This is a genomic window from Pseudarthrobacter sp. NPDC058329 (assembly GCF_042879835.1).
GTDB lineage: Bacteria > Actinomycetota > Actinomycetes > Actinomycetales > Micrococcaceae > Arthrobacter.
The window spans coordinates 66,014-90,561 of record NZ_JBHVZR010000008.1; the positions used below are offsets into that span (position 1 = coordinate 66,014).

At 65.9% G+C, this 24,548-nt stretch carries 25 protein-coding genes; 12 read left to right on the forward strand and 13 right to left on the reverse strand.

What is annotated here, in order from left to right; genetic code table 11:
* Positions 1-2 precede the first annotated feature (2 nt).
* The 3 genes from ACFVYC_RS12335 to ACFVYC_RS12345 all read right to left on the reverse strand — a co-directional run bounded on the left by ACFVYC_RS12335 (position 3) and on the right by ACFVYC_RS12345 (position 2,301).
* Complete coding sequence (locus ACFVYC_RS12335; RefSeq protein WP_387550220.1) at positions 3-980, reverse strand: phosphodiester glycosidase family protein; 978 nt, start codon at positions 978-980, stop codon at positions 3-5.
* Between the two features lie 22 nt (positions 981-1,002).
* Positions 1,003-1,425 (reverse strand): response regulator transcription factor, encoded by a 423-nt coding sequence (locus ACFVYC_RS12340; RefSeq protein WP_387550222.1) that lies wholly within the window; start codon positions 1,423-1,425, stop codon positions 1,003-1,005.
* 132 nt (positions 1,426-1,557) lie between these two features.
* A complete protein-coding gene (locus ACFVYC_RS12345; protein ID WP_387550223.1) occupies positions 1,558-2,301 on the reverse strand; it encodes an ANTAR domain-containing protein in 744 nt (247 codons plus the stop codon).
* 295 nt (positions 2,302-2,596) lie between these two features.
* On the opposite strand from ACFVYC_RS12345, the gene ACFVYC_RS12350 reads away from it, so the two are divergent.
* The 3 genes from ACFVYC_RS12350 (at position 2,597) to ACFVYC_RS12360 (ending at position 6,071) form a co-directional block, all read left to right on the forward strand.
* The gene (locus ACFVYC_RS12350; protein ID WP_387550225.1) at positions 2,597-3,190 is read left to right on the forward strand and encodes an adenylate kinase; all 594 of its coding nucleotides are present in this window, start codon (positions 2,597-2,599) and stop codon (positions 3,188-3,190) included.
* Positions 3,187-4,059 (forward strand): NAD-dependent epimerase/dehydratase family protein, encoded by an 873-nt coding sequence (locus ACFVYC_RS12355; protein ID WP_387550227.1) that lies wholly within the window; start codon positions 3,187-3,189, stop codon positions 4,057-4,059. The genes ACFVYC_RS12350 and ACFVYC_RS12355 overlap by 4 nt, the downstream gene beginning before the upstream one ends.
* Positions 4,060-4,226: 167 nt before the next feature.
* Positions 4,227-6,071, forward strand: a complete 1,845-nt coding sequence (locus ACFVYC_RS12360; RefSeq protein WP_387550229.1) for a S8 family serine peptidase — start codon at positions 4,227-4,229, stop codon at positions 6,069-6,071.
* A 37-nt stretch (positions 6,072-6,108) separates the two neighbouring features.
* Here ACFVYC_RS12360 and ACFVYC_RS12365 read toward each other — a convergent pair whose 3' ends face one another.
* A complete protein-coding gene (locus tag ACFVYC_RS12365; RefSeq protein WP_387550231.1) occupies positions 6,109-7,221 on the reverse strand; it encodes a DNA alkylation repair protein in 1,113 nt (370 codons plus the stop codon).
* 142 nt (positions 7,222-7,363) lie between these two features.
* Here ACFVYC_RS12365 and ACFVYC_RS12370 point away from each other — a divergent pair, with 142 nt between their 5' ends.
* Positions 7,364-8,167: a phosphatase PAP2 family protein gene (locus tag ACFVYC_RS12370; RefSeq protein WP_387550233.1), complete on the forward strand. Its 804-nt coding sequence runs from the start codon at positions 7,364-7,366 to the stop codon at positions 8,165-8,167.
* Between the two features lie 75 nt (positions 8,168-8,242).
* Here ACFVYC_RS12370 and ACFVYC_RS12375 read toward each other — a convergent pair whose 3' ends face one another.
* Complete coding sequence (locus tag ACFVYC_RS12375) at positions 8,243-8,563, reverse strand: MerR family transcriptional regulator (RefSeq protein ID WP_387550234.1); 321 nt, start codon at positions 8,561-8,563, stop codon at positions 8,243-8,245.
* Positions 8,564-8,699: 136 nt separating this feature from the next.
* On the opposite strand from ACFVYC_RS12375, the gene ACFVYC_RS12380 reads away from it, so the two are divergent.
* The 3 genes from ACFVYC_RS12380 to ACFVYC_RS12390 all read left to right on the forward strand — a co-directional run bounded on the left by ACFVYC_RS12380 (position 8,700) and on the right by ACFVYC_RS12390 (position 10,080).
* Positions 8,700-9,125, forward strand: a complete 426-nt coding sequence (locus ACFVYC_RS12380) for an Hsp20/alpha crystallin family protein (protein ID WP_387550405.1) — start codon at positions 8,700-8,702, stop codon at positions 9,123-9,125.
* A gap of 80 nt (positions 9,126-9,205) precedes the next feature.
* On the forward strand, positions 9,206-9,619 hold the full coding sequence (locus tag ACFVYC_RS12385) for a J domain-containing protein (RefSeq protein ID WP_387550236.1): 414 nt from the start codon (positions 9,206-9,208) through the stop codon (positions 9,617-9,619).
* A gap of 83 nt (positions 9,620-9,702) precedes the next feature.
* Positions 9,703-10,080, forward strand: coding sequence for a hypothetical protein (locus ACFVYC_RS12390; RefSeq protein WP_387550238.1), 378 nt, complete (start codon positions 9,703-9,705; stop codon positions 10,078-10,080).
* A 56-nt stretch (positions 10,081-10,136) separates the two neighbouring features.
* Here ACFVYC_RS12390 and ACFVYC_RS12395 read toward each other — a convergent pair whose 3' ends face one another.
* Entirely contained in the window at positions 10,137-11,147 is a 1,011-nt protein-coding gene (locus tag ACFVYC_RS12395) for an AAA family ATPase (protein WP_387550240.1), read from the reverse strand.
* 121 nt (positions 11,148-11,268) lie between these two features.
* On the opposite strand from ACFVYC_RS12395, the gene ACFVYC_RS12400 reads away from it, so the two are divergent.
* The gene (locus tag ACFVYC_RS12400) at positions 11,269-12,846 is read left to right on the forward strand and encodes a glycoside hydrolase family 1 protein (RefSeq protein WP_387550242.1); all 1,578 of its coding nucleotides are present in this window, start codon (positions 11,269-11,271) and stop codon (positions 12,844-12,846) included.
* A 62-nt stretch (positions 12,847-12,908) separates the two neighbouring features.
* Here ACFVYC_RS12400 and ACFVYC_RS12405 read toward each other — a convergent pair whose 3' ends face one another.
* Positions 12,909-14,000 carry an App1 family protein gene (locus ACFVYC_RS12405; protein ID WP_387550244.1) on the reverse strand — a complete coding sequence of 364 codons (1,092 nt, stop codon included), beginning with the start codon at positions 13,998-14,000 and terminating at the stop codon, positions 12,909-12,911.
* Between the two features lie 67 nt (positions 14,001-14,067).
* Positions 14,068-14,799, reverse strand: a complete 732-nt coding sequence (locus ACFVYC_RS12410; RefSeq protein ID WP_387550246.1) for a DUF72 domain-containing protein — start codon at positions 14,797-14,799, stop codon at positions 14,068-14,070.
* An 86-nt stretch (positions 14,800-14,885) separates the two neighbouring features.
* Here ACFVYC_RS12410 and ACFVYC_RS12415 point away from each other — a divergent pair, with 86 nt between their 5' ends.
* The 3 genes from ACFVYC_RS12415 to ACFVYC_RS12425 all read left to right on the forward strand — a co-directional run bounded on the left by ACFVYC_RS12415 (position 14,886) and on the right by ACFVYC_RS12425 (position 17,820).
* Complete coding sequence (locus ACFVYC_RS12415) at positions 14,886-16,694, forward strand: glycoside hydrolase family 15 protein (protein WP_387550248.1); 1,809 nt, start codon at positions 14,886-14,888, stop codon at positions 16,692-16,694.
* 116 nt (positions 16,695-16,810) lie between these two features.
* Positions 16,811-17,101: a hypothetical protein gene (locus ACFVYC_RS12420; RefSeq protein WP_387550250.1), complete on the forward strand. Its 291-nt coding sequence runs from the start codon at positions 16,811-16,813 to the stop codon at positions 17,099-17,101.
* Positions 17,101-17,820 carry an HAD family hydrolase gene (locus ACFVYC_RS12425; RefSeq protein ID WP_387550252.1) on the forward strand — a complete coding sequence of 240 codons (720 nt, stop codon included), beginning with the start codon at positions 17,101-17,103 and terminating at the stop codon, positions 17,818-17,820. The genes ACFVYC_RS12420 and ACFVYC_RS12425 overlap by 1 nt, the downstream gene beginning before the upstream one ends.
* Positions 17,821-17,901: 81 nt before the next feature.
* On the opposite strand, the gene ACFVYC_RS12430 is transcribed toward ACFVYC_RS12425, so the two are convergent.
* Positions 17,902-18,150 (reverse strand): hypothetical protein, encoded by a 249-nt coding sequence (locus tag ACFVYC_RS12430; RefSeq protein ID WP_387550254.1) that lies wholly within the window; start codon positions 18,148-18,150, stop codon positions 17,902-17,904.
* 176 nt (positions 18,151-18,326) lie between these two features.
* Here ACFVYC_RS12430 and ACFVYC_RS12435 point away from each other — a divergent pair, with 176 nt between their 5' ends.
* Positions 18,327-19,502, forward strand: a complete 1,176-nt coding sequence (locus ACFVYC_RS12435; RefSeq protein ID WP_387550256.1) for a zinc-dependent alcohol dehydrogenase — start codon at positions 18,327-18,329, stop codon at positions 19,500-19,502.
* 67 nt (positions 19,503-19,569) lie between these two features.
* On the opposite strand, the gene ACFVYC_RS12440 is transcribed toward ACFVYC_RS12435, so the two are convergent.
* The 4 genes from ACFVYC_RS12440 to aceB all read right to left on the reverse strand — a co-directional run bounded on the left by ACFVYC_RS12440 (position 19,570) and on the right by aceB (position 24,511).
* A complete protein-coding gene (locus ACFVYC_RS12440) occupies positions 19,570-20,724 on the reverse strand; it encodes a serine hydrolase domain-containing protein (protein ID WP_387550257.1) in 1,155 nt (384 codons plus the stop codon).
* Between the two features lie 87 nt (positions 20,725-20,811).
* Positions 20,812-21,624 carry a bifunctional allantoicase/(S)-ureidoglycine aminohydrolase gene (locus tag ACFVYC_RS12445; protein ID WP_387550259.1) on the reverse strand — a complete coding sequence of 271 codons (813 nt, stop codon included), beginning with the start codon at positions 21,622-21,624 and terminating at the stop codon, positions 20,812-20,814.
* Between the two features lie 10 nt (positions 21,625-21,634).
* Entirely contained in the window at positions 21,635-22,909 is a 1,275-nt protein-coding gene (locus ACFVYC_RS12450) for a DUF6986 family protein (RefSeq protein WP_387550261.1), read from the reverse strand.
* A gap of 3 nt (positions 22,910-22,912) precedes the next feature.
* The gene (aceB, locus tag ACFVYC_RS12455) at positions 22,913-24,511 is read right to left on the reverse strand and encodes a malate synthase A (RefSeq protein WP_387550263.1); all 1,599 of its coding nucleotides are present in this window, start codon (positions 24,509-24,511) and stop codon (positions 22,913-22,915) included.
* Positions 24,512-24,548 lie beyond the last annotated feature (37 nt).

Below are 24,548 nucleotides of genomic sequence, written 5' to 3' on the forward strand. Positions count from 1 at the left end.
TCCTACTCCGCGATGTAGAGGATGTCGGAGGTGCCGCGTTCCTTGTTTTCTCCGAGCGGGTTGTTCACCAGATCGCCGTTGAAGTACATGGTGGAGGAGCCGCCGCCGTCGACGTTGTAGGCGGTGGTGGCGCCGAGACCCTGCATGATTTCGGCGAGGCCGGTCATGGTGACGCCCGCGCTGTAGCCGGGGCTGCGGCCGTCCACCACCACAAACACCAGGTGGTTCTCGTCGATGATGCCGACGCCGGTGCGCGGCTGTTCGCCCTGGATGGAGTGGTTGCCGAAGTTGGTGTCCACCTCCACGTCCTCGATGCCGTCGGCCACCTCGCCGTTGTCCAGCAGGGAGGGGCCGAAGGAGAGGGTGTTCCACACGCCGTCGGCCAGAAGCTGTTCGGCGGTGGTGGTGGTTTCGTCGTAGACCCTGACGGTGCCGTCGCGGTAGAACGCGAGGCCCTGGCGGGCGCCCTCGTCCCGGAACACCACGCCGTTGCGGATCACGATGCCGGTGTCGCGGAAGCCATAGTAGTCGCCGTTGATCGCGAAAACCGCGTTGTTTTCTTCGGCGATGGCGGACGTGGTCTCGGTGATGTTTTCGCCGAAGCTGTCTTTGGCGAAGGCTGACTGGAGGGTGGTGGCGTCGTCGAGGACGACGTCGGCCACGTAGTAGGTGACGGTGCTGTCGCCGCTGCCGGTGGTTACCGTGGAAATGCTGATGTTCGAAGAGTCGGAAACGTAGGAGGTGTCTGTGGTGACGGCACTTGAAGAGGAAGTGTCCGTCGCCGTACCTGTGCCCGTGGAGGTGCCCACCTGGCTGGCTTCGTAAGCGGAGACGTCGGAGATTTCCACGTGCTGGACAACGAAACGGTCCAGAGCCCAGGCTGTGGCGCCGCCAGCTGAAAGGGTGAGAGCCACCGCCCCCGCGACGATGGACCGGCGGAGGCGTGCGCCTTTACGGAGTTTGGTTTGCTGAGGAGTCATGCTCCATTTCTAGGCAGGCAAACTAGCAGAGGGATTTGCCGGATATGTGAGGGGCCTGTGAAAGGGGCTCCTGTGAAGAAGGCTCAGGGCAAAGCTGCTCTGCCAGGGCCTGGAGTTCCTTGGGGTGGAAGGGCTTGGTGAGGTAGGCGGCGGCGCCGGAGGCCATTCCGGCCAGGACGTCGTCGTTCTCGGACCTGGCCGTGAGGAACAGCAACGGTGCCTTGCTCAGCGCCCGGACCGCGCGGGCAACCACATGTCCGTCCATGTCCGGAAGGCCGAGGTCCAGGGTTACCAGCACGACGACGGGGTCTGCTGCTGCAGCGATGCCCTCTGCCCCGGTGGCCACTGCCCTTACTTCGAATCCTGCGCGCGTCAGGACCGTAGTGATCAGTCCGCGGATATCGTCGTTGTCTTCAACAACGAGGCAGACACGCTTCTTTTCCATTGGAGCCCCCCGGCAAAGTTGGCATCAGTCTACCGCCACGCTCCGGGTGGGCAGGTAACAATGACAGGCAGGCCAGCCATGCCGACGACGACGGGCCGCCCGCCGTCGACGACCGGGCCTGACGCCGGGCTGCTACCCGTCGTAATGGGTGCGTGCGGGGCCCTGCCCCAGGGAGTTGACCACTGCGGTGGCAACCTCATGCAACTTTGAATTGCGGGTGCTGGACGCGGTCTTCAGGATCTCGAACGCGTCCTGCTGGCTGCACCTGTTCTGGGCCATGATGATGCCCACGGCCATGTCGATCACAGTCCGCGATTCCAGGGTGGCCCGCAGGTTTGCCGCGGTTTCGCTGTAATGCGCAAAGCGGACCGCAAGCCGGAGTGCGAGTGAGGTCTGGCTGACGAAGTCTTCGGCAAATTTGAGCATACGGGCGTCAAAACGGTTGGGCCGCCCCGAGTACAGCAGCAACGCAGCCTTGGTCTCGCCTTCCAGCTGGAAAGGCAGTGCCAGGACGGAGCGGACGCCCTCGCCCAGCAACGCCGCGGAGTAGTCAGGCCACTGGCCGTCCTCACGGATGTCCGGCACCTGGACGGGCTCCTGGCTGGAGGAGGCCGTCATGCTGGGCGTCTGGCTGAAGTGGTACTCAAGGCGTGCGACGGCCGCAGCAGCAGGACTGCTGCTGGCAACCGTGGCGGCCTTGCGCTGCCGCAACAGGGTGATGGCGCACAGGATCTCGTCGCCGGGCCCGGAAAGATTGCGGGCGGACACCTGCGCCAGTTCGTTAAGGAAGTCCTCAACATCGGAGCTGTTGAGGACAAGTTCATGCAGGTGCTCAGTAATGGATGTATCGGTTTTTGCAGTTGACTCGGTGGCCACGGTTTCTTTTGTGCCATTCGCTCAGGTCAAAACGAGCAGGTAACATGCTCCGTCCACCCAACGGGCGGAAGGCGGCAATGCTCGCTGGATCGACGAACTTTCCAACGGCCTGCTGCTAAACCGATATCCAGAAGTATATACATCCTCCGGGGCCGGAAAACGTCAATCTGCCACGCCGCGCAGGCCGCCGAGGCTGGCGCTGGAACAGGCGTTACCGGCAGAATGGGGCACGCGCCGGCGCTGCCGGTGGGGGACCCGGAAACCAGCGGCAGCCACGCTATGGAGGCACACGAACATGACCAGATTGCTCATCATTGGTCCGCCCGGGTCCGGCAAAGGGACGCAAGCAGAACACCTGGCCCTGCATTTCGGCATCCCCGCCGTTTCCACCGGTGAAATCTTCCGGAGCAACGTCAGCCGCCACACGGAACTGGGCAAGGAAGCCGCAAAGTATCTTGACGACGGCGACTTCGTGCCGGACCACCTGACCAACGCCCTGGTCAAGGACCGGCTCCTGGACGCCGACGTCCAGGCAGGCTTTCTTCTGGACGGCTACCCGCGCACCGCACCCCAAGTGACCGAACTCGACAACATGCTTGCCTCGCAGGGGCACCGCATTAGCGCAGTAATCGAGCTCCAGGCCCCCGATGCCGAGCTGGAACAGCGGATGCTGCGGCGTGCAAAGGACGAGGGCCGCAGGGACGACACCGTGGACGTGTTCCGGCGCCGCCTTGACCTCTATCACCGCGAAACCCATGAAGTTGTGTCCGTCTACGCAGGCCGGGGCCTCCTGGTGCCGGTCAATGGCAGCGGCGACCCGCGCGACATCACCAAAGTTGCGGTCGCTGCCGTCGAACGGTTTCTGAACGACAAAGGAGAACACGCATGAGGGTGGCAGTAACCGGAGGAAGCGGAAAGCTCGGACGGCACGTGGTGCGCAGGCTGGCCGGCGACGGGCACCACGTGCTCAACCTGGACCGCGCCGGGGAGCGGAACCCCGGGCTGGTGGTGGTGGACCTCCGCAATTATGGCCAGGTCGTGGATGTCCTGCTCGGCCTGGACGATCGCCACGGCGGGTTCGACGCAGTGGTCCACCTTGGTGCTGTTCCGGCGCCCGGCATCATCCCGGACGCGGCCACTTTCGAGAACAATATGCTTGCCACGTACAACGTGTTCCAGGCGGCCCGGCGGGCAGGAATCAAGAAGGTGGTGTACGCCTCCAGTGAGACGGTGCTGGGACTGCCGTTCGACGTCGACCCGCCCTACATTCCCGTTGACGAGGAGTACCCCGCGCGGCCGGAGAGCACCTACTCATTGGTGAAGCACCTCGAGGAGCAGATGGCGGCGGAGCTGACGCGGTGGGACCCGGAACTGAGCATCTCCGGGCTCCGGTTCTCCAACGTTATGGACGTTGAGGACTACGACAAATTTCCCGCGTTCGACGCCGATGCCACGCTGCGGAAATGGAACCTCTGGGGCTACATCGATGGCCGCGACGGCGCTCAGGCCGTGGCACGGGCGCTGGAAAACGCCAAGCCGGGCTTCGAGGCGTACATCATCGCCAACGCGGATACGGTGATGAGCCGGTCCAGTGCGGAGCTGGCTGCGGAGGTGTTCCCCGCCGTCACGGTCACGAAGACCCTGGGCGAGCACGAGACCATGCTGTCCATTGACAAAGCCCGGCGGCTGCTCGGTTTTGAGCCCGAACACTCCTGGCGGAACCACCAGCCGAACATCCCGGCGGGCTCCTCGAACTAGGCGGGAAGGTCCAGCCGCAGGAATCCCCAAGGGTTGGCACAGGATCCTGCAAAGACCCCGTTTCGGTCCTAAGACGGGTCATAACCTGTTGGTAGGGCGGATGTTTTACCTGCCCGCGCAGACCGCAACGCCAAAGCAAGGACCCCAAAATTCGCATCCCATCCTTTGTGCTGCCCGCCGCAGCCATGCTGCTTTCCGCCATTGCCCTTTCCGCCGGCTCCCTGCCGGCTTCGGCAGCACCGCCGGCAGATGCCGGCACCACGGGGCGCTACATCGTCCGGTATGCCGGCAACGCTGATGTTGCAGCAGAGGCAGCCGGGATGCGGGGGCAGGGACTCGCCGTCCGCAGAACCTTCGCCCACGCTGTCCGTGGCGCCGTGGTGGATGCCAATCCGGCGCAGGCGGCTGCGCTGGCACGCTCCGGCCGAGTGGTCTCGGTGGAAGTGGATGCTCCCGTCCAGCTCTCCGCATCCCAGCAGCCCGCGCCGTGGGGCCTGGACCGGGTGGACCAGAGGCCCCTGCCCCTGTCCGGCGCCTACTCCTGGACGGCGTCCGGAGCAGGCGTGAACGCCTACGTGGTGGACACCGGTGTCCTCGCCTCGCATGCCGATTTTGGCGGCCGGGTGGCTGCCGGCTGGTCCGCCGTAGCTGACGGCCGGGGCTCAAGCGACTGCAACGGACACGGCACCCACGTGGCCGGTTCGGTGGCCGCGTCCACCTACGGCGTGGCCAAGGGCGCCACCGTGGTGCCGGTGCGTGTGCTGGACTGCAACGGCTCGGGCTACAACTCGGACGTGGTGGCGGGCCTGGACTGGATCGCCGCCCACCACACGGCGGGAACGCCTGCAGTGGCCAACCTCAGCCTGGGCGGCACCGCCAGCGCCGCGGTGGACGCGGCCATTCAGGCTGTTATGAACGACGGCGTTACTGCGGTGGTTGCCGCCGGCAACTCCGCCGTTGACGCCTGCAGCGGTTCGCCCGCCCGCGTTCCCGGGGCAGTAACGGTGGCGGCCAGCGACTCCGCTGACCGGCAGGCGTCCTTCTCCAACTTCGGGTCCTGCGTGGACCTCTACGCGCCCGGCGTCGGCATCACTTCGGCACACCACACCTCCGCTACCGCCAGCGTGTCCATGTCCGGAACCTCCATGGCCGCTCCCCACGCGGCCGGTGCTGCAGCCGTGCTGCTGTCCCAGAACCCCACACTGTTACCTGCCCAGGTAGCGGGCGCGCTGGTGTCCAATGCCACCGCCGGAGTGGTCACCGGAGCCACCGGCGGCACCCCCAACCGCCTGCTGTTTACCGGTGCTGTTGCTCCGGCACCCGCTCCTACACCGGCTCCCGCCCCGGCACCCGCTCCCGCTCCGGCCGCGCCTGCGCCCACCGTCACTGCCGTTGCGCCAGGACCCAACGCAACGGCAGTGTCAGCGGGAACCAATGTCACGGCAACTTTCAGTGCCGCTGTCCAGGGAGTGACCACCGGAACGTTTGTGCTCAAGAACGCCGCGGGCAGCACCGTCGCCGCCGCGGTCACGTACAACGCCACCACCCGCACGGCCACCCTGAACCCGGCTGCCGCCCTTGCCGCGGACACCCGCTACACGGCTACGCTGGTGGGCGGCGTTTCGGCCATCCGCAACGGCGCCGGAACCCCGCTGGCGGCCACCAGTTGGAGCTTTGTGACCGGCGCCGCCCCGGTGGTCACCGGCCAGGCCCCCGGCAGCAACGCACTGCTGGTGCGCCGTGCCAACAACATCAGCGTTACCTTCAACGAGGGCGTCCAGGGCGTCAGCGGCAGCACCTTCATGGTTAAGAATGCCGCCACCGGCGCAGTGGTTCCGGCGGCCGTGTTCCGGAACGCCACCACCAACCAGTGGATCCTGGACCCCCAGCAGGCGCTGGCTGCGAAGACCAAGTACACCGTGACGGTGACCGGCGGCAGTGCCGGGGTACGCGATCTTGCCGGAAACCCGTTCGCCGGCAGGAGCTGGCAGTTCACTACCGGTTCGTTTTAGGAACTCCCGGCAGGAACCGGGCCATAAGCAGCGGGATCTACGCCATTTCCAGCAGGAACTCAGTGCGGCCATGAACGGCGCCGTTCACCTGGAGTTCCAGTGCATGCAGCCCCGGATGGTGCACCCTGGTGGTCATTTGCCTGAACACGTGCCGCTTGGACAGGCTCCTGCTCTCGCCCGGGGCCAGGGTCAGGGTTGAGATCTTGAAAACCTTGGCGGACTGGCTGCCGTTCGCCTTGCGATAGTACACCAGGTAGTCCACCGCGAGGCGCACGTCCTCGGTGCCGGTATTGGAAATTTCAAAGGCAAACGTCAACTCACCCGGCACCGACAGGATTTCCTGGTCAAGGCGCGGACCGGTAACGGCCACCGACGCCGGCGCGAAGCCCAGCAGCGCCAGGGCACCGGGATGTCCCTTTTTGACCAGGGTGCGGAGCCCGTGCCGGACCACGCATCCGGTGTTGGCGTCCGCCGCGGCGAGCCACTGACGCGCGGTGTCTACAACAGCACCGGGCGCGTGCCGGGCGAGATCGTTGAGGTGGTTGGCCACAGAACGCCGAACGTACTCGGACGGGTCGCGGTAGAGGGCGGTGAGGATGGGCAGCGTCGCTTCGGGCCGCTGGACGAGGGCCGGGACGCGGACCGCCCACGGCAGGTAGGGACGTGTTCCCTCGCTGGCGAGGCGGCGGACATGTTCGTCGGCGTGGCCCGTCCACCCCAGGATTGCCGCCAGCAACCGGTCCGGGTTCCTGGCAAGGAGCCGGCGAATGGCAAATTCTCCGGTGAGCCGCGGCGTCAGTTCGGCGAGCAGGGCCAGGCAGTCGTCGAAGTCCTCGGCTGTACCCGAGGCGAGGGCCAGGGTGACTGCCGCTTCCGAAACCGGCCAGAGGACCCAGCCGGTGAACTCGGGGACTGCCAGCGCCCCGCGGAAGCTGGCGGACGCCGTCGTATATCCCGGGACTGGACCCGTGCTGATATCGGCAACGAGGGCGTCGGCCACCAGATCGGTCCGTGCACGTAAGTTCAGGTCGCCGAGCAGGGATGCGGCGGCAGCTGTTTGCGCCCAACGTACTGCCGGTGCCCTTTCCGCCAGGATGCGGGTGAGAGTGCCAACGCTTCGCGGATCAATCAACTCGTTCATAACGCCCATGCAGTCAGGCTACCGCCGGGGTGCGACGGTTCAGGCGGCCCAACAGCCCGCTGGCGGACAGAATCCATCCGGCCTACCGGTCAAGGGCGGGCAGGCGGGATAATCTTCACCCTAAGCATTTCGTCACCACCTAGGGATGGGCATGGCAGGACAGCAGAGGTCAGCGGGTTCCGGAGCCACCGGGAAAAGTGCCGGCAAATGGCGGGTCTTCCACGATAAGTTCGTGGTGGAGGAGCGGTTCCTGGATCCCGGCGACCGCCGCGGCCTGTACCGGGCAGCGATTATCCTGGCGGTGGCGGGGGCAGCACTCTTTCTCATCACCCTGGTCAGCGTGGTGCAGGCCGATGGCCTGTCTGCCGCCGACGGCCCCGCCCGGGACTGGCTGCTAGGGCTGAGGTCCGAAACCCTGACGGTGGTCATGATCTTCCTGGCCGTGGTCTTTGGTCCCATCGCACTTCCCATCATTGTCCTGGTGGTGGTTGTGGTGTGGGGATTTGCTGCAAAGCATGCGTGGCGTCCCATCGTGCTGGCGTCCGCGATGATCACCGGCGTGATCATCTCGCAGATCATCCTCCAGATTGTGCGGCGCTCGCGTCCCCCGGTGGATCAGATGCTTTTCGGCATCGACCACACCTTTTCGTTCCCGTCCGGACATGTCCTGGGCGCATGTGACTTCCTGCTGGTGGGTGCCTTTTTGATGTACTCCCGGCGGAGCAACCGGCGGGCTGCCGTGTTCGGGTTCATCGGGGCAGGGATCGGGATCGTGCTGGCGTCCCTGAGCCGGTTATACCTCGGGTACCACTGGCTCAGCGATGCCCTGGCCTCGCTTTCGCTGTCCCTGGTGATCCTGGCCGGAGTCATTGCCCTCGATACGTGGCGCACTGCGAGGGTTCGGGGTGAGCGGATCACCGGCGAACTGTCCAAGGCGGACGCCCCGGGCGACTGAACCGGCCGGCTGAACAGCGCACGGCTCTCCAAGGCAGGCCGCTATGTGGCCTGCCGGCGCGCCGCCCTCACCCGATTAGGCCGGCGGCTTGGCCCGGGCCCGCTTGAGGGCCAGGTGGAGCTTGACGTTGGCTTCCTCAAGTTCCAGCACCTTGGCTACTCCGGCGAGGTTCAGGCCCTGTTCCAGGAGTTCTCCAATCCGCAGCAGTACGGCGATGTCCGCATCGCTGTACTGCCGCGTGCCGCCGGAAGTACGCGACGGCGTCAGCAGGCCCCGCGTCTCATAGAGGCGGATGTTCTGCTGGCCTGTCCCTGCCAGCTTCGCCGCTACGGAGATGGCATACAGGGCGCGTCCTTTTGCGGGCACCGGGGTCCGCCCTGCTTCCTGCTTCGCCATCAGCGCTCCAAAAAATCTCGATGAGTCTTGCTTCAGTGTCCCACCGGTGTTATAAAAAATCTATATCCACCACCATAGATCACCAGGTGGGTACAGTACCGATCCAACATCCAACAAGCTGAAGGAGTGGGAAATGATGTTGATGCGCACGGACCCGTTCCGTGAGCTGGACCGGCTCACGCAGCAGGTCTTCGGAACCGCTGCCCGCCCGGCGGCCATGCCCATGGATGCCTGGCAGGAAGACGGCGAGTTTGTGGTGGCCTTCGATCTTCCAGGCGTTAAGCTCGATTCGCTGGACCTGAACGTTGAGCGCAATGTCCTCACGGTCCGGGCGGAGCGGCAGGATCCCACCCAGCCCAATGTGGAGCTGGTGGCCTCCGAGCGGCCCCGCGGCGTGTTCAGCCGCCAGTTGATCCTGGGTGACACCTTGAACACGGACAACATCAAGGCAAGCTACGACCAAGGTGTCCTGACACTGCGGATCCCCGTGGCGGAGCAGGCCAAGCCGCGCAAGATCGAGATCGAGACGCAGCAGGGCCAGATGCACCAGATCGGAACCTAGGCCGGCAGCAGCGGGCGCAGGACAACCATGGTTGCCCTGCGCCGCGCGCGTCCTGCCCGGCAGCTGACCGGAACACTGACATGGACAAACCCCTGGATTACTACGCCATCCTGCACGTCCCGCGTGACGCCACCCGGCAGCAGATCTCGCGGGCTTACCGGGCCCTGATGCGCAGCCACCATCCGGACATGGACGGCGCCGCGGGGATGCGCCAGGGTGTACAAAACGGGGCACAGAAGGCCGATGCGGTTCGCGGCACGCCGCCACCCGAGGCGGAGCTGCTGCGGATCATGCAGGCATTCGCCGTCCTGCGCGACCCTGCCCGGCGGGAGGCCTATGACCGGGAAGCGGAGGCAGGACCGGCAGCCAGCGCAGCACCGGCGGCACAGGCCGGGACGGACATCCCGGTACGGAAGATCCGGCACCCGGCCGGCGCGTCCGGCACTACTATTCGAATCACCCCGGTTCGCTGGGAGAGCGGCCCCTGGGCATGATGGCCAAACCACCGGCCGCGGACCGGGACCTTGCAGACTCCGGGGATCCACCCCGGGCACCACTTGGAGAGGCGGAGAACCGTATGAGCGACTGGCGCCGCTATGATTCACACCTGATGCCGGTGTTCCATGAGCGTTTTGAACAGCGCTGGGGCCAAGGCACCGCGCCGTTCCTGGATCCGGAAGCGCACGAGGAACCCCTTCCCCGCGCCCAGTGGATCAACGCGGCCACCGGCGCAGCACTGGCCGTGGTGCCGGTGTGGACCAACGACGAAAGGCGGCAGCGGTCCTTCGGCGTGTTTTACCTTCCGCCGGCTGGCGACATCTGGGTGCTGAGGCCTGGCTACACCGGATATCTTGAACCGGCCGACGGCGACACGGAGCACCTGGTCACACTTCGGAACGATGCCTTCCGCAAGGCCGTGGCGCATGCGAAGGAATTCCTGTTCGGTGATCAATGAGGCACCGAAGGCCAGGACGCGCGGGATAAACAGCATCCCCCGGGGCAAGCCTGCCGTCAAACGGTTCCCGCGGCGCCGCTGCCCAGCAGGCTCCGGGTCAGGGATTCGGCGTCGCTCAGCAATTCTTCCGCTATGAGGTCGCAGTCCTCCAGCACCACCATCGATGGCTGCAGGGCCCGGGCCATCCGTGCCGCCTCCGAGATCCGGGCGAGGGAGCCGCCGCTGAGGAGGATGGCGGTGGTGCCCGTGCCCTGGCCGAGCAAATACCGCACAGTGTGCGTTTTGCCGGTCCCGGGCGGGCCGTACAGCAGGACTCCCCGCTTAAGGTGCTGGCCGTGGCGCTTCAGGGATTCCCGGTGGGCGGCGATGCCCACGGCGTGGCCGGCCACCTTCTGCAGGAGGCCCGCCGGGAGGATAACTTCCTGCCCTGTCAGGTGGGGCCGGTGATGGAAGGTCACCCCGCCGCTGCTCGGCCCGAACTCACCCATGGTCAGGGAGATGACCTGGCCCTTCAGCACACTCTGGCTGTCCATCCGCCGCCTGTACTCGGCCAGGAACGCCGCACCAGTTTCGGTGTTCTCCGGCGCCACCTCGAGGGAGGCGGTCTGCCGTCCGGAGCGCGGGTCCGCCGCGCGCTGCAGGACAGCCAGCCGGCCGCCGTCGTACGTCAGAAGCCGCAGCCCGAAACCCACCGCCTGGCGCTGGGTGTCCGGCCCCACGGGCAGGTTGACGTAATCCGGCTGGGCCAGCGGGAACTGCGGGAAGGCCTGCGACTGCTGAAGCATGTCGCTCAGCGACTGGTGGTGCCGCTGGCCGCCTCCGCCGATCCCCAGCAGCCGGCTTTCCGGATCCAGGGCAGCGAGCTCCGCCATCACAATGTCCGCATCCACGAACCTGTGCGGCGGAATCTGTTCCTCCACCACGGCGAAGTCCCCGGCAGCCAGGCCCAGATGCCCGGTCAGCGTATCCAAAAGCTGCACCCCGGCCTGGCGCCTGTGGATCTGGGCCCGCGCGAGCTGCACCAGATCAGCAAAATTGTCGATGAACTTCCCCAGTTCTTCATCCATTCCCAGACCCTAGCAGGACGCCCACCAGCATTCCGGGAATCGTGCGAGGATATGGTCCTGACCTCGCGTGGGTTCAAGGACCGGCGCGGTTACCGTCCTGTCCGTAGTAAGGGTTTATTCGATGCATATTTCCGCCAGGGACCTCGCGGCACTCATCCGGCCGGGGTTCACGCTTGGAGTGGCCACTGCCGCGTTCCAGATTGAGGGCGCGCTGGATGAGGACGGCCGCGGACCTGCGGGCTGGGATGTGTTTGCGGCCAAGCCGGGCGCCATCGTCGAGGACCACAGCCCGGTCACAGCCTGCGACCATTATCACCGCATGCCCCAGGATGTGGCCCTCATGAAGCAGCTGGGCGTGGACTCGTACCGGTTCTCGATCGCCTGGCCACGGATCCAGCCCACCGGCAAGGGCCCTGCGAACAAGGCTGGCCTTGCCTTTTACGACCGGCTCCTGGACGAACTCCTCGCCAACGGAATCTCGCCCATGGCCACGATCTACCACTGGGACACGCCCCTGGCCCTGGATGAGGCGGGGGGCTGGATGAACCGCGACACCGCCTACCGGCTGGGGGAGTACGCCGGCATCCTGGCAGAAGCCTTTGGTGACCGGGTGGCGAGGTGGGTAACCATCAACGAACCCGCCACCGTGAGCACCAACGGGTATTCACTGGGCCTGCATTCTCCCGGGGAGGAGCTGGTCCTGAATGCCTTCCCCACCGTCCACCACCAGCTGCTGGGCCACGGCCTTGCCGTGCAGGCCCTGCGGGCAGCGAACGTTTCCGGCGAAATCGGCATGACCAATGTCTATTCGCCCATGGTCCCCAACTCGATCAACCCCCTGGACTACATCAGCGCCGGCCTGATGGACCTGGCGCAGAACCGGCTCTACGCGGACCCCGTACTGACCGGAAAATATCCGGACCTGATCCGCGCGGCCAAGTTCTTCAGTTCCTTTGAGCACCCGCCCGAGGACATGGAGATCATCTCCCAGCCGCTCGATTACTACGGGCTGAACTACTACATGCCCACCAAGGTGGCCGTGGGTCCGGGCGGCGGCGCCGTGCCGGCGAGTATGGCCGAGGCGATGGGCAGCGACCTCAGCGCGGCGGGCAGCGGCGGGACCCCCTTCCACGTGGAAACCTGGCCTGAAGCGGACATCACGTCCTACGGCTGGCCGGTCAAGCCCGAGTACATGGCGGTGGCCCTGAAGGAAATGGCCGACCGGTACCCCAACCTGCCACCGGTCATCCTCACCGAGGGCGGAGCCAGCTTCGAGGACATCATCGTCCGGGACAAGTCCACGAACACGCGGTTCATCCCCGACGAGCGCCGCCTGAAGTACCTCTCGGACCATCTGGAGGCAGCGCTGCGTGCCACCGCTCCGGGCGGGGAAGCCGAGTCCATAGACCTGCGCGGCTACTACGTCTGGTCCCTCATGGACAACTTCGAGTGGTCCGCCGGCTACAACCAGCCCTTCGGACTGCTCCACGTGGACCGCGAGACCCTGGAGCGGACGCCCAAGGCCTCCTACTACTGGTACCAGGAACTGATCGAGGAGCGCGACCTTGCCATCGCGGCCGAGGTGGCGATTGCACAGGCAGCAGCGTCCGGGGATCTTGGCACTGAAGTTCTGGATGCCGGGGTTCTTGATACCGAGGCGCCCGACGACGGCGTTTCGCCTTTGGGTGCCAGCGCCTAGCAGGCATCGGCTGGGACCGCCCGGGCAGGGAACGCGCGGCAGCCGGGGCGCCTGCCCCGGCTTTAGAGTACGTCCAGCGTGGTGAGCTGCTTGGCCATCCCGGCACCGTCCGGGGAATAGATCCACGGCACCTGGGACGTGGTGTGGTCCCCGTCCTCCGAGTGGCCGCCGGCGAACACGGACTCGCTGACGGAAAGCTGCCGGATGGCGATGGCGGCCACCCTGTTCGGGTTCTCCTGCGCAAACTCTGAGTAGATCGCCTCATCGTGCTGGCCGTTGTCGCCGATCAGCAGCCAGCGCATGTCCGGGAACTCGCTGGCCAGGCGCGCCAGGTTGCGAAGCTTGTGGTCCTGGCCGCTGCGGAACCAGCGGTCCTGCGTCAGCCCCCAGTCCGTGAGGAGCAGGGCGCCGGACGGATACATGTTGCGGGTGAGGAACCGGGCCAGGGTGGGGGCCGCATTCCACGGCCCGGTGGAAAGGTAGATCATCGGTGCGTCCGGGTGCTCGACCGTGAGCCGGTCCAGCAGCACGGCCATGCCCGGCGTGGCCATGCGGGCCCGCTCGCTCAGCACAAAGGTGTTCCAGAGAGCCAGGAACGGCCGGGGCAGGGCCGTCACCATCACGGTGTCATCAATGTCCGAGACAATGCCAAACTTCGCATCCGGTGCAATGACCCGGATCCGGGCCTCCACGGGCTCTGTTCCTTTGGCCCGGAGGATGGCAGTGTGCCAGCCCGGTGAAAGCTGGACGTTCACCTCCGTGTCAATCAGCCCGCCCCGGTCCGCCCGGACGTGGGTGACAACATCGCCGAGGGTGATTTCGACGTCCGTGAACTGCAGCGGCACGCTGGTGAAGGCGCGCCAGCCGCGGACGTTCTGGTTGCCGTTCTGCGCCGCGTGCTCAGCTTTGCTTCCCGGCAGCGGCTTCTGCGTCAGGAGGACCCGCCCCAGGACTCGGACCTGGCTGGTGGAGCCGTACCCCTGGTAGGCGATGGTCTGGGCAACAAAATCCCAGCGCTTGGCCAGCCGGATCCGTACCGAATTGACGGTGTCCGAGATCCGGTGTGCCAGCCGGAACACCTGATTTCCCGAGAGCGCGTCCGGAAGCGGAGTGTGCGCTGTTTTCTCTGACGAATTATTCGGAGCCATGTCCATGGCTCCACTCTGCCACAGGGCCGCGCCTGTGGAAGAGAACGCGGGCCTGCGGGGGAGGTGTATGACGTCAGCCTTGTCCCAGGATCCCGCGCAGCGTCTCCGCGTTGCGCACGGCGTGACCCTCGCCGTCGTTATTGAAATAGGCGTAGACGTCCAGCCCGTTGGCGGACCACTCCCGGATCCGGGCCGCCCACCATCGCAGGTCCGCGTCGGAGTAGGAGCCGGCGTACAGGTGCTGGTGGTCCGGACCGTGCAGCCGGACATACGTGAAGGGCGCCGTGGTGCGCAAGATGCAGGGGAGATTTGCGCCGCTCATGATGCAGTAGGCAGCCTGGTGCCGTTCCAGCAGGGCGAATACCTCCGGGCAGTCCCAGCTGGAGTGCCGGAACTCCACCGTGACCCGGATCCAGTCCGGGACAGCGGCCAAGAAGTAGTCCAGCCGGGCATCGTCCCGTTCCAGGCCGGGCGGCAGCTGGACCAGAAGGACGGCCCGCTTATCGCCGAGTTCGTGCCAGCACCGCGTGATGCGTTCAAGCCACACCTCCGGTTCGTACAGCTTCCGGGCATGCGTCAGGCCGCGGGGAGCCTTGACGGACATGCTGAAGCCGGGCGGCAGCCGCCGGTTCCAGCCGGCAAACATTGTGTCCCGGGGCCAGCGGTAAAAGCTGGCATTCAGTTCAACGGTATGGAAACGGGCCACATAATGCTGTAGCCGGTCCTTGACCGGCAATCTGGGGGGATAAAGAACATTCTCCCAGTGGTTGTAGCTCCATCCGGAGGTGCCGACGTGGATTGCCATAAATGCCTCCGGTGACTGCAGCGTTGTTTTGAGGCTACACCCCTCTATCCGGTCCGCTGGGGGGCAGGCTGTGGCAGGGTAAAGGCATGGCGCGAATTGAAGACTATGCGGTTGTCGGTGACCTCCATACTGGGGCGCTGGTCAGCAAAGAAGGCTCCATCGACTGGCTCTGCCTTCCCCGATTCGATTCCCCGGCGTGCTTCAACGCGCTGCTGGACACCCCCGACGCCGGCCGCTGGCTCCTGGCGCCGGTGGGCGGCGGCCCTTGTACGCGCCGGGGCTACAAGGACGGCAGCCTCATCCTGGAAACAGAGTGGGAAACCCCTGACGGAACTGTGCGCGTGATCGACTTCATGCCGCCACGGGATTCGGTGGCGGACATTGTCCGGATCGTTGAAGGCGTCAGCGGAAGCGTCCGGATGCACAGCGAACTGACCCTCCGCTTCGACTACGGCCACATCATCCCCTGGGTGCGCCGGGACGAGTACGGCCTGCACGCCATCGCCGGACCCGACGCCGTTTATTTTGTGACCCCGGCCCCGCTTCACGGCGAGAACATGCACACCGTCAGCGACTTCACCGTCAAGGCGGGGGAGCGGGTCCCCTTCGTCCTCACCTGGGCACCCAGCCATGTTGGGCGGCCGCACACTGTGGACGCAGAAGAAGTACTGGGCACCACCTTTGCGTTCTGGCGCGGCTGGGCCTCGCAGTGCACGGTGGAGGGCAAGTACAAGGAGGCGGTCGTGCGCTCCCTGGTGACCTTGAAGGCACTGACGTACGCTCCCACGGGCGGCATTGTGGCGGCAGTGACCACCTCCCTGCCCGAGCAGCTGGGCGGCCCCCGCAACTGGGACTACCGTTACTGCTGGCTGCGCGATGCAACCATGACGCTCCAGGCGCTGCTGGCAGCTGGCTACACCGCCGAGGCTGCCGCCTGGCGCGACTGGCTGCTGCGGGCCGTGGCCGGCGACCCGGCAGACCTGCAGATCATGTACGGGATCCACGGCGAACGGCGCCTGCCCGAGATGGAGCTGCCCTGGTTGAAAGGCTACGAAAACTCGTCCCCGGTACGCATCGGCAACGGCGCCGCCGAACAGCTGCAGCTGGATGTGTGGGGGGAGGTGCTGGACTGCCTGGCCCTGACCCGCAACTCCCTCCTCACGCACTCGGATGAGGCGTGGGACGTGCAGGTGGCACTGATGGAGCATCTTGAGACCATCTGGGACCAGCCCGATAACGGGCTTTGGGAAATGCGCGGCCCCCGCCGCCACTTCACCCACTCGAAGGTGATGGCGTGGGTGGCCGCGGACCGGATGGTGAAGGGTGTGCGTGACTCAGGGCTGCCCGGACCGGCGGAGCGTTGGGAGAAGCTGCGGGACACGATCCACCGGGATGTGATGTCCAACGGATTCGACGCCCGCCGGAACACGTTCGTGCAGTCCTATGGCAGGCCGGAGCTTGACGCCAGCCTGCTCTTGATCCCCCGTGTGGGGTTCCTGCCGCCGGATGATCCCCGTGTCATCGGAACCATTGAAGCCATCCAGCGGGAGCTGACCGAGGACGGTTTTGTGCTCAGGTACCGGCCGGCAGAGAGCGACGACGGACTGCCGGGTGATGAGGGTGTGTTCCTGGCCTGTTCCTTCTGGCTGGTGGAGGCGCTGCTGGGTGCGGGCCGCCACAAGGAATCAAGGCAACTTTTCGAGCGCCTCCTTGAGTTGCGCAACGACGTGGGGTTGCTGAGTGAGGAATGGGCCGTCCGAGCGGCCAGGCAGCTGGGCAACACGCCCCAGGCCTTCAGCCACTTCGCGCTTGTGACTAGCGCCTTGGAGCTTCATCAAGATACGGTTCGGCGAAGTGACACCCCCATTCCACCGGAAACGGCGGCAGCGCGCTGAGGCGGCGCGTGCAGGGTGTGGCTTCTCCTTCGCAGAATAGATAAGTATACTTACTAACACTTCATGGCGTGCTCCCAGCAAGCACAGTGCGGTGACTGACAGAGGAGTGATTATTGATGGCCGGGTATTTTGAGCTCGTGGATGCACCCGACGGCGGGTACAGGATTCGGATGATGGACGGAACCGGGAACCTGATGGCCATCTCGGTCACGTTTCCCACAAAAAGGGCGGCGGTTGCCGGCGTGGCAATGGCGCGGGAGATCGCCGGGACGGGCTTGATCAGGGACAGGAGCCACGACGGCGCCGGCACCGTGATCCGGGAACGGGTGCGTCCCGTCAGCACGGCCAAGGACGACGCGGCCCGGGCCAGGAAGTCTCCCGAGGCCAGGCGGGCAGCGGTTAATTGATGGCGCCGCAGGGTGTCGGATCCCCTGGCGGCGGGCGCCGGCAGGGGATCCTCTTTGATGTTGACGGCACCCTGATTGATTCGTCCTACATCCACACCCTGTCCTGGTGGGGTGCCTTCCGCCAGCAGGGCTATGACATCCCCATGGCATCCATCCACTACTACGTTGGCATGGGTGGAGACCGCCTGGTGGACAGCCTTCTGCCGGCGGACCGGGACCGGTCCGTGGATTCTGAGATTGTGGCCAGCCATGGTGCCCTGTACGCCTCGCATTGGCCGGCGCTGCGTGCCTTCGACGGCGCCCGGGAACTGCTCGCTCAGTGCCACGCCGCGGGGCTGGCAGTCGCGCTCGCCTCCTCGGCGCGGAAGCAGGATCTGCAGGTCATGAAGGCCGTTTTGGCTTCCGACGAGTTCATCGATGCTGCCACCAGCGCCAATGATGCCAAGGAAAGCAAGCCTGCCCCGGACATCCTCGTGGCGGCCCTTGAGGCAATCGGCGTGGCGGCGGCAGACGCCGTGTATGTAGGGGACGCCGTGTGGGACATGAAGGCGGCAGCCGCCCTGGGCATGCCGGCGATTGCCGTTACCTGCGGCGGGGTCAGCGCAGGCGAACTGCGGAAGGCGGGCGCGGTGGAAGTCTACGACGGCCCGCGCGACCTGCTGGAAAACCTGGCTTCAAGCGCCATCGGCAGGCTCCTCCCGCTGGGGCCCGACTCCTGACGTCCACTTCCCGGGGCCTCGCTCGCGATGACGCAGCGCTCGCGGTCCTCGACCCGTCGTCGTAAATTCCCGGATGCCGCGTCAAAGAGCCTGGCCGCCGGCGACAGTGTCCTCGTCACCCGCATTGGCTGGCTTAGCCCACGAAACTGCTACGCGTACCGAGCCGTCATCGCTCCGATCGATATCCGTCACCACATCGGTGGGCCTGGCGCCCATCTCCACTATCCTCTCGCGGTAGCTTTCCACGAGCAGTTCCAGGCTTTCCTCCGTCCACTCCCCGGGGCGCATGCGCGTGGAGATTTCAACCGGTTCGGGCTGGTAAAGCGACATAACGTTCCTCTTTCACTCATGCGGACCTCGAATGTGCCTCTTCCTACGCTAGAAGCCGCAGCCCGTGACGACAAGGATTTTAGTCAGCCTGCTTACTTTTTGTTGCCTGAACCGATAGCGTCGAAGGACGGGCGGCGAGCCCCGACTGCAGCGAAAACTTCCACGAAAGGCAAATTGTGAAAGCACTGACATGGCAGGGAAAGCGCTCGGTGAGTGTGGCGGAGGTACCGGATCCGGTGATCCAGGAGCCCACGGATGCCATTGTCCGGATTACCTCCACAGCGATCTGCGGATCAGACCTGCACCTGTACGAAGTCCTGGGTCCCTACATGCACAAGGGCGACGTGATCGGCCACGAGCCGATGGGCATCGTGGAGGAAGTGGGAAGCGGCGTTACCAACCTGCGCAAGGGAGACCGGGTGGTGGTTCCCTTCAACATCTCCTGCGGCAGCTGTTATATGTGCGCGCAGGGGCTGCAGTCCCAGTGCGAAACCACTCAGGTCAAGGACAAGGGTTCCGGCGCCGCGCTCTTTGGCTACTCCGAGCTCTACGGCTCCGTCCCCGGCGGGCAGGCCGAGTACCTGCGCGTACCCCATGCGGATTACGGTCCGGTCAAAGTGGGAACTGAGCTTCCGGACGAGCGGTACCTGTTCCTTTCTGACATCCTTCCCACGGCGTGGCAGGCAGTGGAGTACGCGAACACGCCCGCCGGTGGAACGCTGGCAGTGTTCGGACTCGGGCCGGTGGGGCAGTTCTCGGGCCGCATCGGGGTCCAACGCGGGCTGCGCGTCATCGGCATCGATCCCGTTCCCGAACGCCGCGCGATGGCGGAGCGGCACGGGATCGAAACGCTCGATTACACCAAGGACGTCGCTGACCAGTTGCGGGAGCTGACAGCGGGGCGCGGACCGGACGCGGTGGTGGACGCCGTCGGCATGGAAGCGCATGGCTCCCCGGTTGCCGGATTCGCGCACCAGGCGCTGGGCCTCCTGCCGGACAAGCTGGCCCAAAAGGCCATGGAGACAGCCGGTGTGGACCGGTTGGCAGCCCTGCACACGTCCATCGACGCCGTGCGGCGGGGCGGAACCGTCTCCCTGAGCGGTGTCTACGGCGGCCAGGCCAGTCCCATGCCGCTGCTGACCATGTTCGACAAGCAGATCCAGCTCCGCATGGGGCAGTGCAACGTTAAGCGCTGGATTGATGACCTCCTTCCCCTGGTGGAGGACGACGCCGATCCGCTGGGCGTGATGGATCTGGTCACCCACCGCTCGGGATTGGAAGGCGCGCCCGCCCTGTACGAAAAGTTCCAGAAGAAGGAGGACGGCTGCATCAAGGTGGTCCTCAACCCCTGACGGCCGGCGCGGCCCCCTGACCGGCAGCTGGCATCAGAGACTGCGTTGTGGCGGTGCCGGTTGCGGGTCAGTTTTCCAGGCAGAGGCTGTTCAGCGCCTCCTGCGCCACGTCCTGCATCTCGAGGATCAATGGATTCAGGTCCAGGGTTGGCGGCGCCGGCGGGTAGGCGACAGCGAGCGCAAGTTGTTTGCTGCCGTCCTCGCTGGCCACGGCGATCATGCCGTAGCCGTCCACGTCTCCGGGCAGGCCGTAGTAGAACCGGTTGTTGCAGGTGTTGTTCCATCGCCGCAGGGCGAAACCGTAATACTGCGAGTAGCCGCCCTTCATGGCTGTCACGCTGTCCGGTGGAAGCAGCCTGCCCTGCAAGAGTGCGGCGTAGAACCTGTTCACTTCCTGCACTGTGGATACGGCTCCGGTGGCCGGCGACTCCGCCTGCCACGCCGGCATGCTGACGTCCCTGCGCGTACCCTCGATGGTGACGTAACCGTGAACCAGGGCCGCGGGCGGGGAGCCGCCCAGCCGGGTTGCCTTCAGGTCCAGTGTCCCGGCGATGTCTTCGGACAGTACCCGCCCGATCTCCTGGCCTCGGAGCCGCTCGACAATCAGGGCAAGGGCTGCGTAGTTGGAGCGGGAGTAGTCGAAGATCCGCGCCAGCCGGCCGTCCCACGGCTCGGTGGCCGCCAGGGCCAGCTGCTGTTCGAGGCTGAGCGGCCGGTTCATCGTCTCCTCCCAGCTTCCCGCCGTCAGCAGGGGGACGGAGAAATCGGGAAGTCCTGACTCGTGCGTCAAGAGCTGGCGCACACTGACCGGCCCGGGTGGGCGGAGGACATTGCCGAACTCGGGCAGGTATTTGCTGACCTGGGTGTCCAGGTCGAGTTTTCCCTCCGCCACCAGCTTCATCACCGAGACTGCAACGAAGGATTCGGTAATGGTGCCCACATGCACCGGGTCGGCCGCTGTGACCGGCTCACCCGACTCGAGGCTGCGGACACCGGCCGCGTGGGTCCAGGTGTTGTCGCCGTCCGTGACGGCTATAAGCACTGCGGGTGCGCCCTCCTCCAGCATCCGGGCGCTGAAGTCCTCCAAAAGGGCGAAGGCTGGGGGCTTCTCCTGGTCCGGTGGCCGTGGAGCATCGATGCAGCTTGCCGAGGAGGCCACGAGCAGGACTGCGAACAGGAAGGCTGCGATGCGCTTCCACACGCAGCCCCGGCCTTTGCCCATGTCACTAATTTTCCCCCAACTGACTGGCAGCAAACGTCCCGAAAAGGGGTTTTGACAACGTTAGCTGCCAGTCAGTTGGGAGGGGGGTCAGGTGAGGCGGACCTGGCGGTTCATGTCCTTGTACAGCAGGTAGCGGAACTCGCCCGGGCCACCGGCGTAGCAGGCCTGCGGGCAGAAGGCCCTCAGCCACATGAAGTCGCCGGCTTCCACCTCCACCCAGTCGTTGTTCAGCAGGTACATGGCCTTGCCCTCCAGGACGTACAGGCCGTGCTCCATCACGTGGGTTTCGGGGAACGGGATGACGCCGCCGGGCTGGAACGTCACGATGTTCACCTGCATGTCGTGCGCCAGATCGTTGGAGTCCGTGAAGCGGGTGGTCTTCCAGGCGTCGTTGGTGTCAGGCATGGACGTGGGCGCCACGTCCTTTTCGTTGGTGACGAAGGACTTGGCTTCGTAGCCCTCAAGGCGTTCGTAGGCCTTGCGGATCCAGTGGAAGGACACGACGTCGTCGGAAACGTTCTCCAGGCCCCACTCCGAACCGGCTGCCAGGTAGGCGTAGCCGCCTTCCTCCAGCTGGTGCAATTCGCCGTCGAGGGTGAGGGTGACCTTACCGCGGGTGACAAATATGACGCCTTCAACACCGGCTTCGAACTCGGCCTTGGGAGCCCCGCCGCCCGGGCCGATCTCCACGATCAGCTGGGAGAACGTGGTGGCGAAGCCGGAGATCGGCCGGGCGATGATCCAGGAGCGGGTGTTCGAAAAGCCCGGCAGGTTGGACGTGACGATGTCCGTCATAACGCCCTTCGGGATCACCGTGTACGCCTCGGTGACGATGGCCCGCTCGGTGGTCAGGTGGGTCTGCGGCGGCAGTCCGCCGGTGGGCGAGTAGTACTTTCCCATGGTTGGATCCTTACTGTGATGTTGCCTGCGACAGCCGCGGGTGGGCCAGTGCAGTGAGTTGGGGGATTCCGGCGCCGGCCAGTGCCTGGACTTCCTCGGCACCTGCTGCGCCGCACTGGACGCCGCGCAGGACGAACGCGGCCAGGGCACGGGCCGTGGCGGGTTCGTCCATAACGCCGCCCTCGGTCTGTTCCACGTAGTTCCGCAGCCGGACCGCGGCGGCCGGAAGGCCCTGGCGGTAGAAGGCGTAGGTGGCGGCGAAGCGGCTGGGCAGCTGGGCCGGGTGCAGGTCCCAGCCCTGGTAGAAGCCGCGCTCCAGTGACCGCCGGACCAGCCGGCCGTGCAGCTGCCAGGCGTTCTCCACGTTGTCGCCCACCGGAATGATGTTGGTGGACCCGTCGGAGAGCCGGATGCCGGTGCCCGCCACGGCCAGCTGCATCACTTCCTTGGCGAAATCCGCCACCGGATGCTCCATGGACTGGTACTCGGCGGAGATCTGCAGGGACGCCGAGTAGTCGTACGTGCCGTAGTGCAGGCCGCTGATCCGGCCGGGAACCGCGTGCGGCAGTTGCGCTACCGGGGACGTTCCCTCCGGCCCGAGGATCAGCTGCGGCGTTTCCACCTGGACCTCGAAGCGGAGCCGGCCGGCAGGAAGCGAGTGCACTTCCTCGAGCCGGGAGACGGCGTAATCCATGGCCTGGACCTGGGCCACCGTGGTGACCTTGGGCAGGGTCAGGACCAGCCCGTCGGGGAGTTCGCCGGCGGCAGCAAGGCCCGAGACGAACAGGTCCAGGGTGCGCAGTCCGCGGGTCCGGGTGGGTGCCTCGAAGCACTTGAAGCGGATGCCGATGAACGGGGGAGCGGAGCCGGCAGCGACTGCGGCGGCCACCGCGGAAGCCGCGGCAACCGCGGCGGCGTCCTCGGCGTCGTCGCCCCTGTCCCCGAAGCCATCCTCAAAGTCGAGGCGCAGGTCCTCAATGGGTTCACTGCCCAGCTTCGCCTCCACGCGCGGGGCAACGGCCTCCGCGAGGCTGGAGTCCTGGCCCAGCAGGGCGCCGAGCTTCTCCAGCCCGCCATGGGCGTTGGCCGTAGCGAACGCCTCGGCGCCCCAGTCGGCGGCGAACGACGGCGTAAACCGGTCAGCGGGGACGTACACCGTGTGCACGGGCTGGCGTGAGCCGTCGTCGCCCGGGTAGTTCTGCTCCAGCAGGCGGTCCGTCGCGGCCAGCTGCCGGTCGATGTTCGCCAGGTCCACGGAGGACAGCGACGGTTTGGGTCCTGCCATTCCTCAGCCCACCAGTTCGTAGGCCGGGGTGGTGAGGAAGTCGGTGTAGTCCTCGGACAGGCAGATGTCAGCGATCAGTTCGCTGGCGGGCTGGTAGTACCGGCGGAACGCTTCGTCGCCGAACTCGGTGCGGAGCCGCTCGGTTTCTTCGCCCAGGATGCGCTCCACAAGCTCGCGGGTCACGGTGTTGCCGGTGTCCGCGAGGACGGACTTGTTGCGGATCTGCTGCCACACCTGCGAGCGGGAGATCTCCGCGGTGGCGGCATCCTCCATCAGGTTGTGAATGGCCACGGCGCCGTTCCCGGACAGCCACACGGCGGTGTATGCAACGGCCACGTACAGGTTCAGCCGCAGGCCCGATTCGGTGACCTGGCCGTCGGCGGAGGAGACGTCCAGCAGCTGCCCGGCCGTCACGGATACCTCAGGGCGCTGCTTGTCCAGCTGGTTCGGCTTGTCTCCGAGCACCGCATCAAAAACCTCGCGGCACGTTGGGACGAGATCCGGGTGCGCAACCCACGAGCCGTCAAAGCCGTCGTTCGCCTCGCGCGTCTTGTCTGCGCGGACCTTGGCAAAGGCGGCTTCGGTGACCTCGGGGTGGCGACGGTTGGGGATGACGGCCGCCATGCCGCCCATGGCGAACGCCCCGCGCTTGTGGCAGGTCTTGACCAGCAGCTCGGTGTAGGCCCGCATAAACGGTGCGGTCATCACCACGGAGGCCCGGTCCGGCAGCACAAACTCCTCGCCGGCGTCCCGGAAGTACTTGATGATGCTGAACAGGTAGTCCCAGCGGCCCGCGTTCAGGCCGGAGGCGTGGTGACGCAGTTCGTACAGGATCTCATCCATCTCGAATGCGGCGGGGATGGTCTCGATCAGCACGGTGGCGCGGATGGTGCCCTGGTTCAGTCCCAGGTAATCCTGGGCGAAAACGAAGACATCATTCCACAGCCGGGCCTCAAGGTGGCTCTCCATCTTGGGCAGGTAGTAGTACGGACCCTGTCCGTTGAGGACCAGTTGCTTGGCCACATGGAAGAAGTGAAGCCCGAAGTCCACCAGCGCACCCACGGCGGGTTCGCCGTTGATGAGCAGGTGCTTCTCCGGCATGTGCCAGCCGCGGGGGCGGGCCACCACGACGGCGAGGGGCGCGTCCGTGCGGAGCCTGTACTCCTTGCCTTCGTCCGAGGTGTAGCTGAGGGTGCCCTGGGCGGCGTCGCGGAGGTTCAGGATGGCGTCGATGACGTTGCCCCAGGTGGGGGTGCTGGCATCCTCGAGGTCCGCGAGCCAGACCTTGGCGCCGGAGTTCAATGCATTGATGGCCATCTTTGCCGGTGAGGCAGGCCCGGTCATCTCAACCCTTCGGTCCTGCAAAGCCGCGGGTGCGGGCGCAACTTTCCAGTCGCCGTCGCGCACGTCCTGCGTCTCCGGCAGGAAGTCCAGCTTGCCGGTCTCGGCGACGCGCTGCCGCTTGACGGCGCGTGCCGCCAGCAGCTCGTTGCGGGTCCCCGCGAAGCGGGTGTGCAGCTCCTCCACGAAGGCCAGCGCCTTGGGGGTCAGGATCTCCTCCGCGCGGTTGATGGGCCGGGGATCTGTGACAGTGATGGCCATTTCTGGTCCTTTCCTTGTGCTGAAGTCAGGCGGTGAA

Excerpts from the sequence above, each read along its gene's own strand:
- ACFVYC_RS12415 (WP_387550248.1), top strand. The coding sequence starts at position 14,886 with ATGGCGCGAATTGAAGACTATGCGGTTGTCGGTGACCTCCATACTGGG.
- ACFVYC_RS12445 (WP_387550259.1), bottom strand. The coding sequence starts at position 21,624 with ATGGGAAAGTACTACTCGCCCACCGGCGGACTGCCGCCGCAGACCCAC.
- ACFVYC_RS12375 (WP_387550234.1), bottom strand. The coding sequence starts at position 8,563 with ATGGCGAAGCAGGAAGCAGGGCGGACCCCGGTGCCCGCAAAAGGACGC.
- ACFVYC_RS12365 (WP_387550231.1), bottom strand. The coding sequence starts at position 7,221 with ATGGGCGTTATGAACGAGTTGATTGATCCGCGAAGCGTTGGCACTCTC.
- ACFVYC_RS12335 (WP_387550220.1), bottom strand. The coding sequence starts at position 980 with ATGACTCCTCAGCAAACCAAACTCCGTAAAGGCGCACGCCTCCGCCGG.
- ACFVYC_RS12425 (WP_387550252.1), top strand. The coding sequence starts at position 17,101 with ATGGCGCCGCAGGGTGTCGGATCCCCTGGCGGCGGGCGCCGGCAGGGG.
- ACFVYC_RS12420 (WP_387550250.1), top strand. The coding sequence starts at position 16,811 with ATGGCCGGGTATTTTGAGCTCGTGGATGCACCCGACGGCGGGTACAGG.
- ACFVYC_RS12410 (WP_387550246.1), bottom strand. The coding sequence starts at position 14,799 with ATGGCAATCCACGTCGGCACCTCCGGATGGAGCTACAACCACTGGGAG.
- ACFVYC_RS12340 (WP_387550222.1), bottom strand. The coding sequence starts at position 1,425 with ATGGAAAAGAAGCGTGTCTGCCTCGTTGTTGAAGACAACGACGATATC.
- ACFVYC_RS12380 (WP_387550405.1), top strand. The coding sequence starts at position 8,700 with ATGTTGATGCGCACGGACCCGTTCCGTGAGCTGGACCGGCTCACGCAG.
- ACFVYC_RS12355 (WP_387550227.1), top strand. The coding sequence starts at position 3,187 with ATGAGGGTGGCAGTAACCGGAGGAAGCGGAAAGCTCGGACGGCACGTG.
- ACFVYC_RS12370 (WP_387550233.1), top strand. The coding sequence starts at position 7,364 with ATGGCAGGACAGCAGAGGTCAGCGGGTTCCGGAGCCACCGGGAAAAGT.
- ACFVYC_RS12405 (WP_387550244.1), bottom strand. The coding sequence starts at position 14,000 with ATGGACATGGCTCCGAATAATTCGTCAGAGAAAACAGCGCACACTCCG.
- ACFVYC_RS12450 (WP_387550261.1), bottom strand. The coding sequence starts at position 22,909 with ATGGCAGGACCCAAACCGTCGCTGTCCTCCGTGGACCTGGCGAACATC.
- ACFVYC_RS12400 (WP_387550242.1), top strand. The coding sequence starts at position 11,269 with ATGCATATTTCCGCCAGGGACCTCGCGGCACTCATCCGGCCGGGGTTC.
- ACFVYC_RS12390 (WP_387550238.1), top strand. The coding sequence starts at position 9,703 with ATGAGCGACTGGCGCCGCTATGATTCACACCTGATGCCGGTGTTCCAT.
- ACFVYC_RS12385 (WP_387550236.1), top strand. The coding sequence starts at position 9,206 with ATGGACAAACCCCTGGATTACTACGCCATCCTGCACGTCCCGCGTGAC.
- ACFVYC_RS12430 (WP_387550254.1), bottom strand. The coding sequence starts at position 18,150 with ATGTCGCTTTACCAGCCCGAACCGGTTGAAATCTCCACGCGCATGCGC.
- ACFVYC_RS12350 (WP_387550225.1), top strand. The coding sequence starts at position 2,597 with ATGACCAGATTGCTCATCATTGGTCCGCCCGGGTCCGGCAAAGGGACG.
- aceB (WP_387550263.1), bottom strand. The coding sequence starts at position 24,511 with ATGGCCATCACTGTCACAGATCCCCGGCCCATCAACCGCGCGGAGGAG.
- ACFVYC_RS12440 (WP_387550257.1), bottom strand. The coding sequence starts at position 20,724 with ATGGGCAAAGGCCGGGGCTGCGTGTGGAAGCGCATCGCAGCCTTCCTG.
- ACFVYC_RS12395 (WP_387550240.1), bottom strand. The coding sequence starts at position 11,147 with ATGGATGAAGAACTGGGGAAGTTCATCGACAATTTTGCTGATCTGGTG.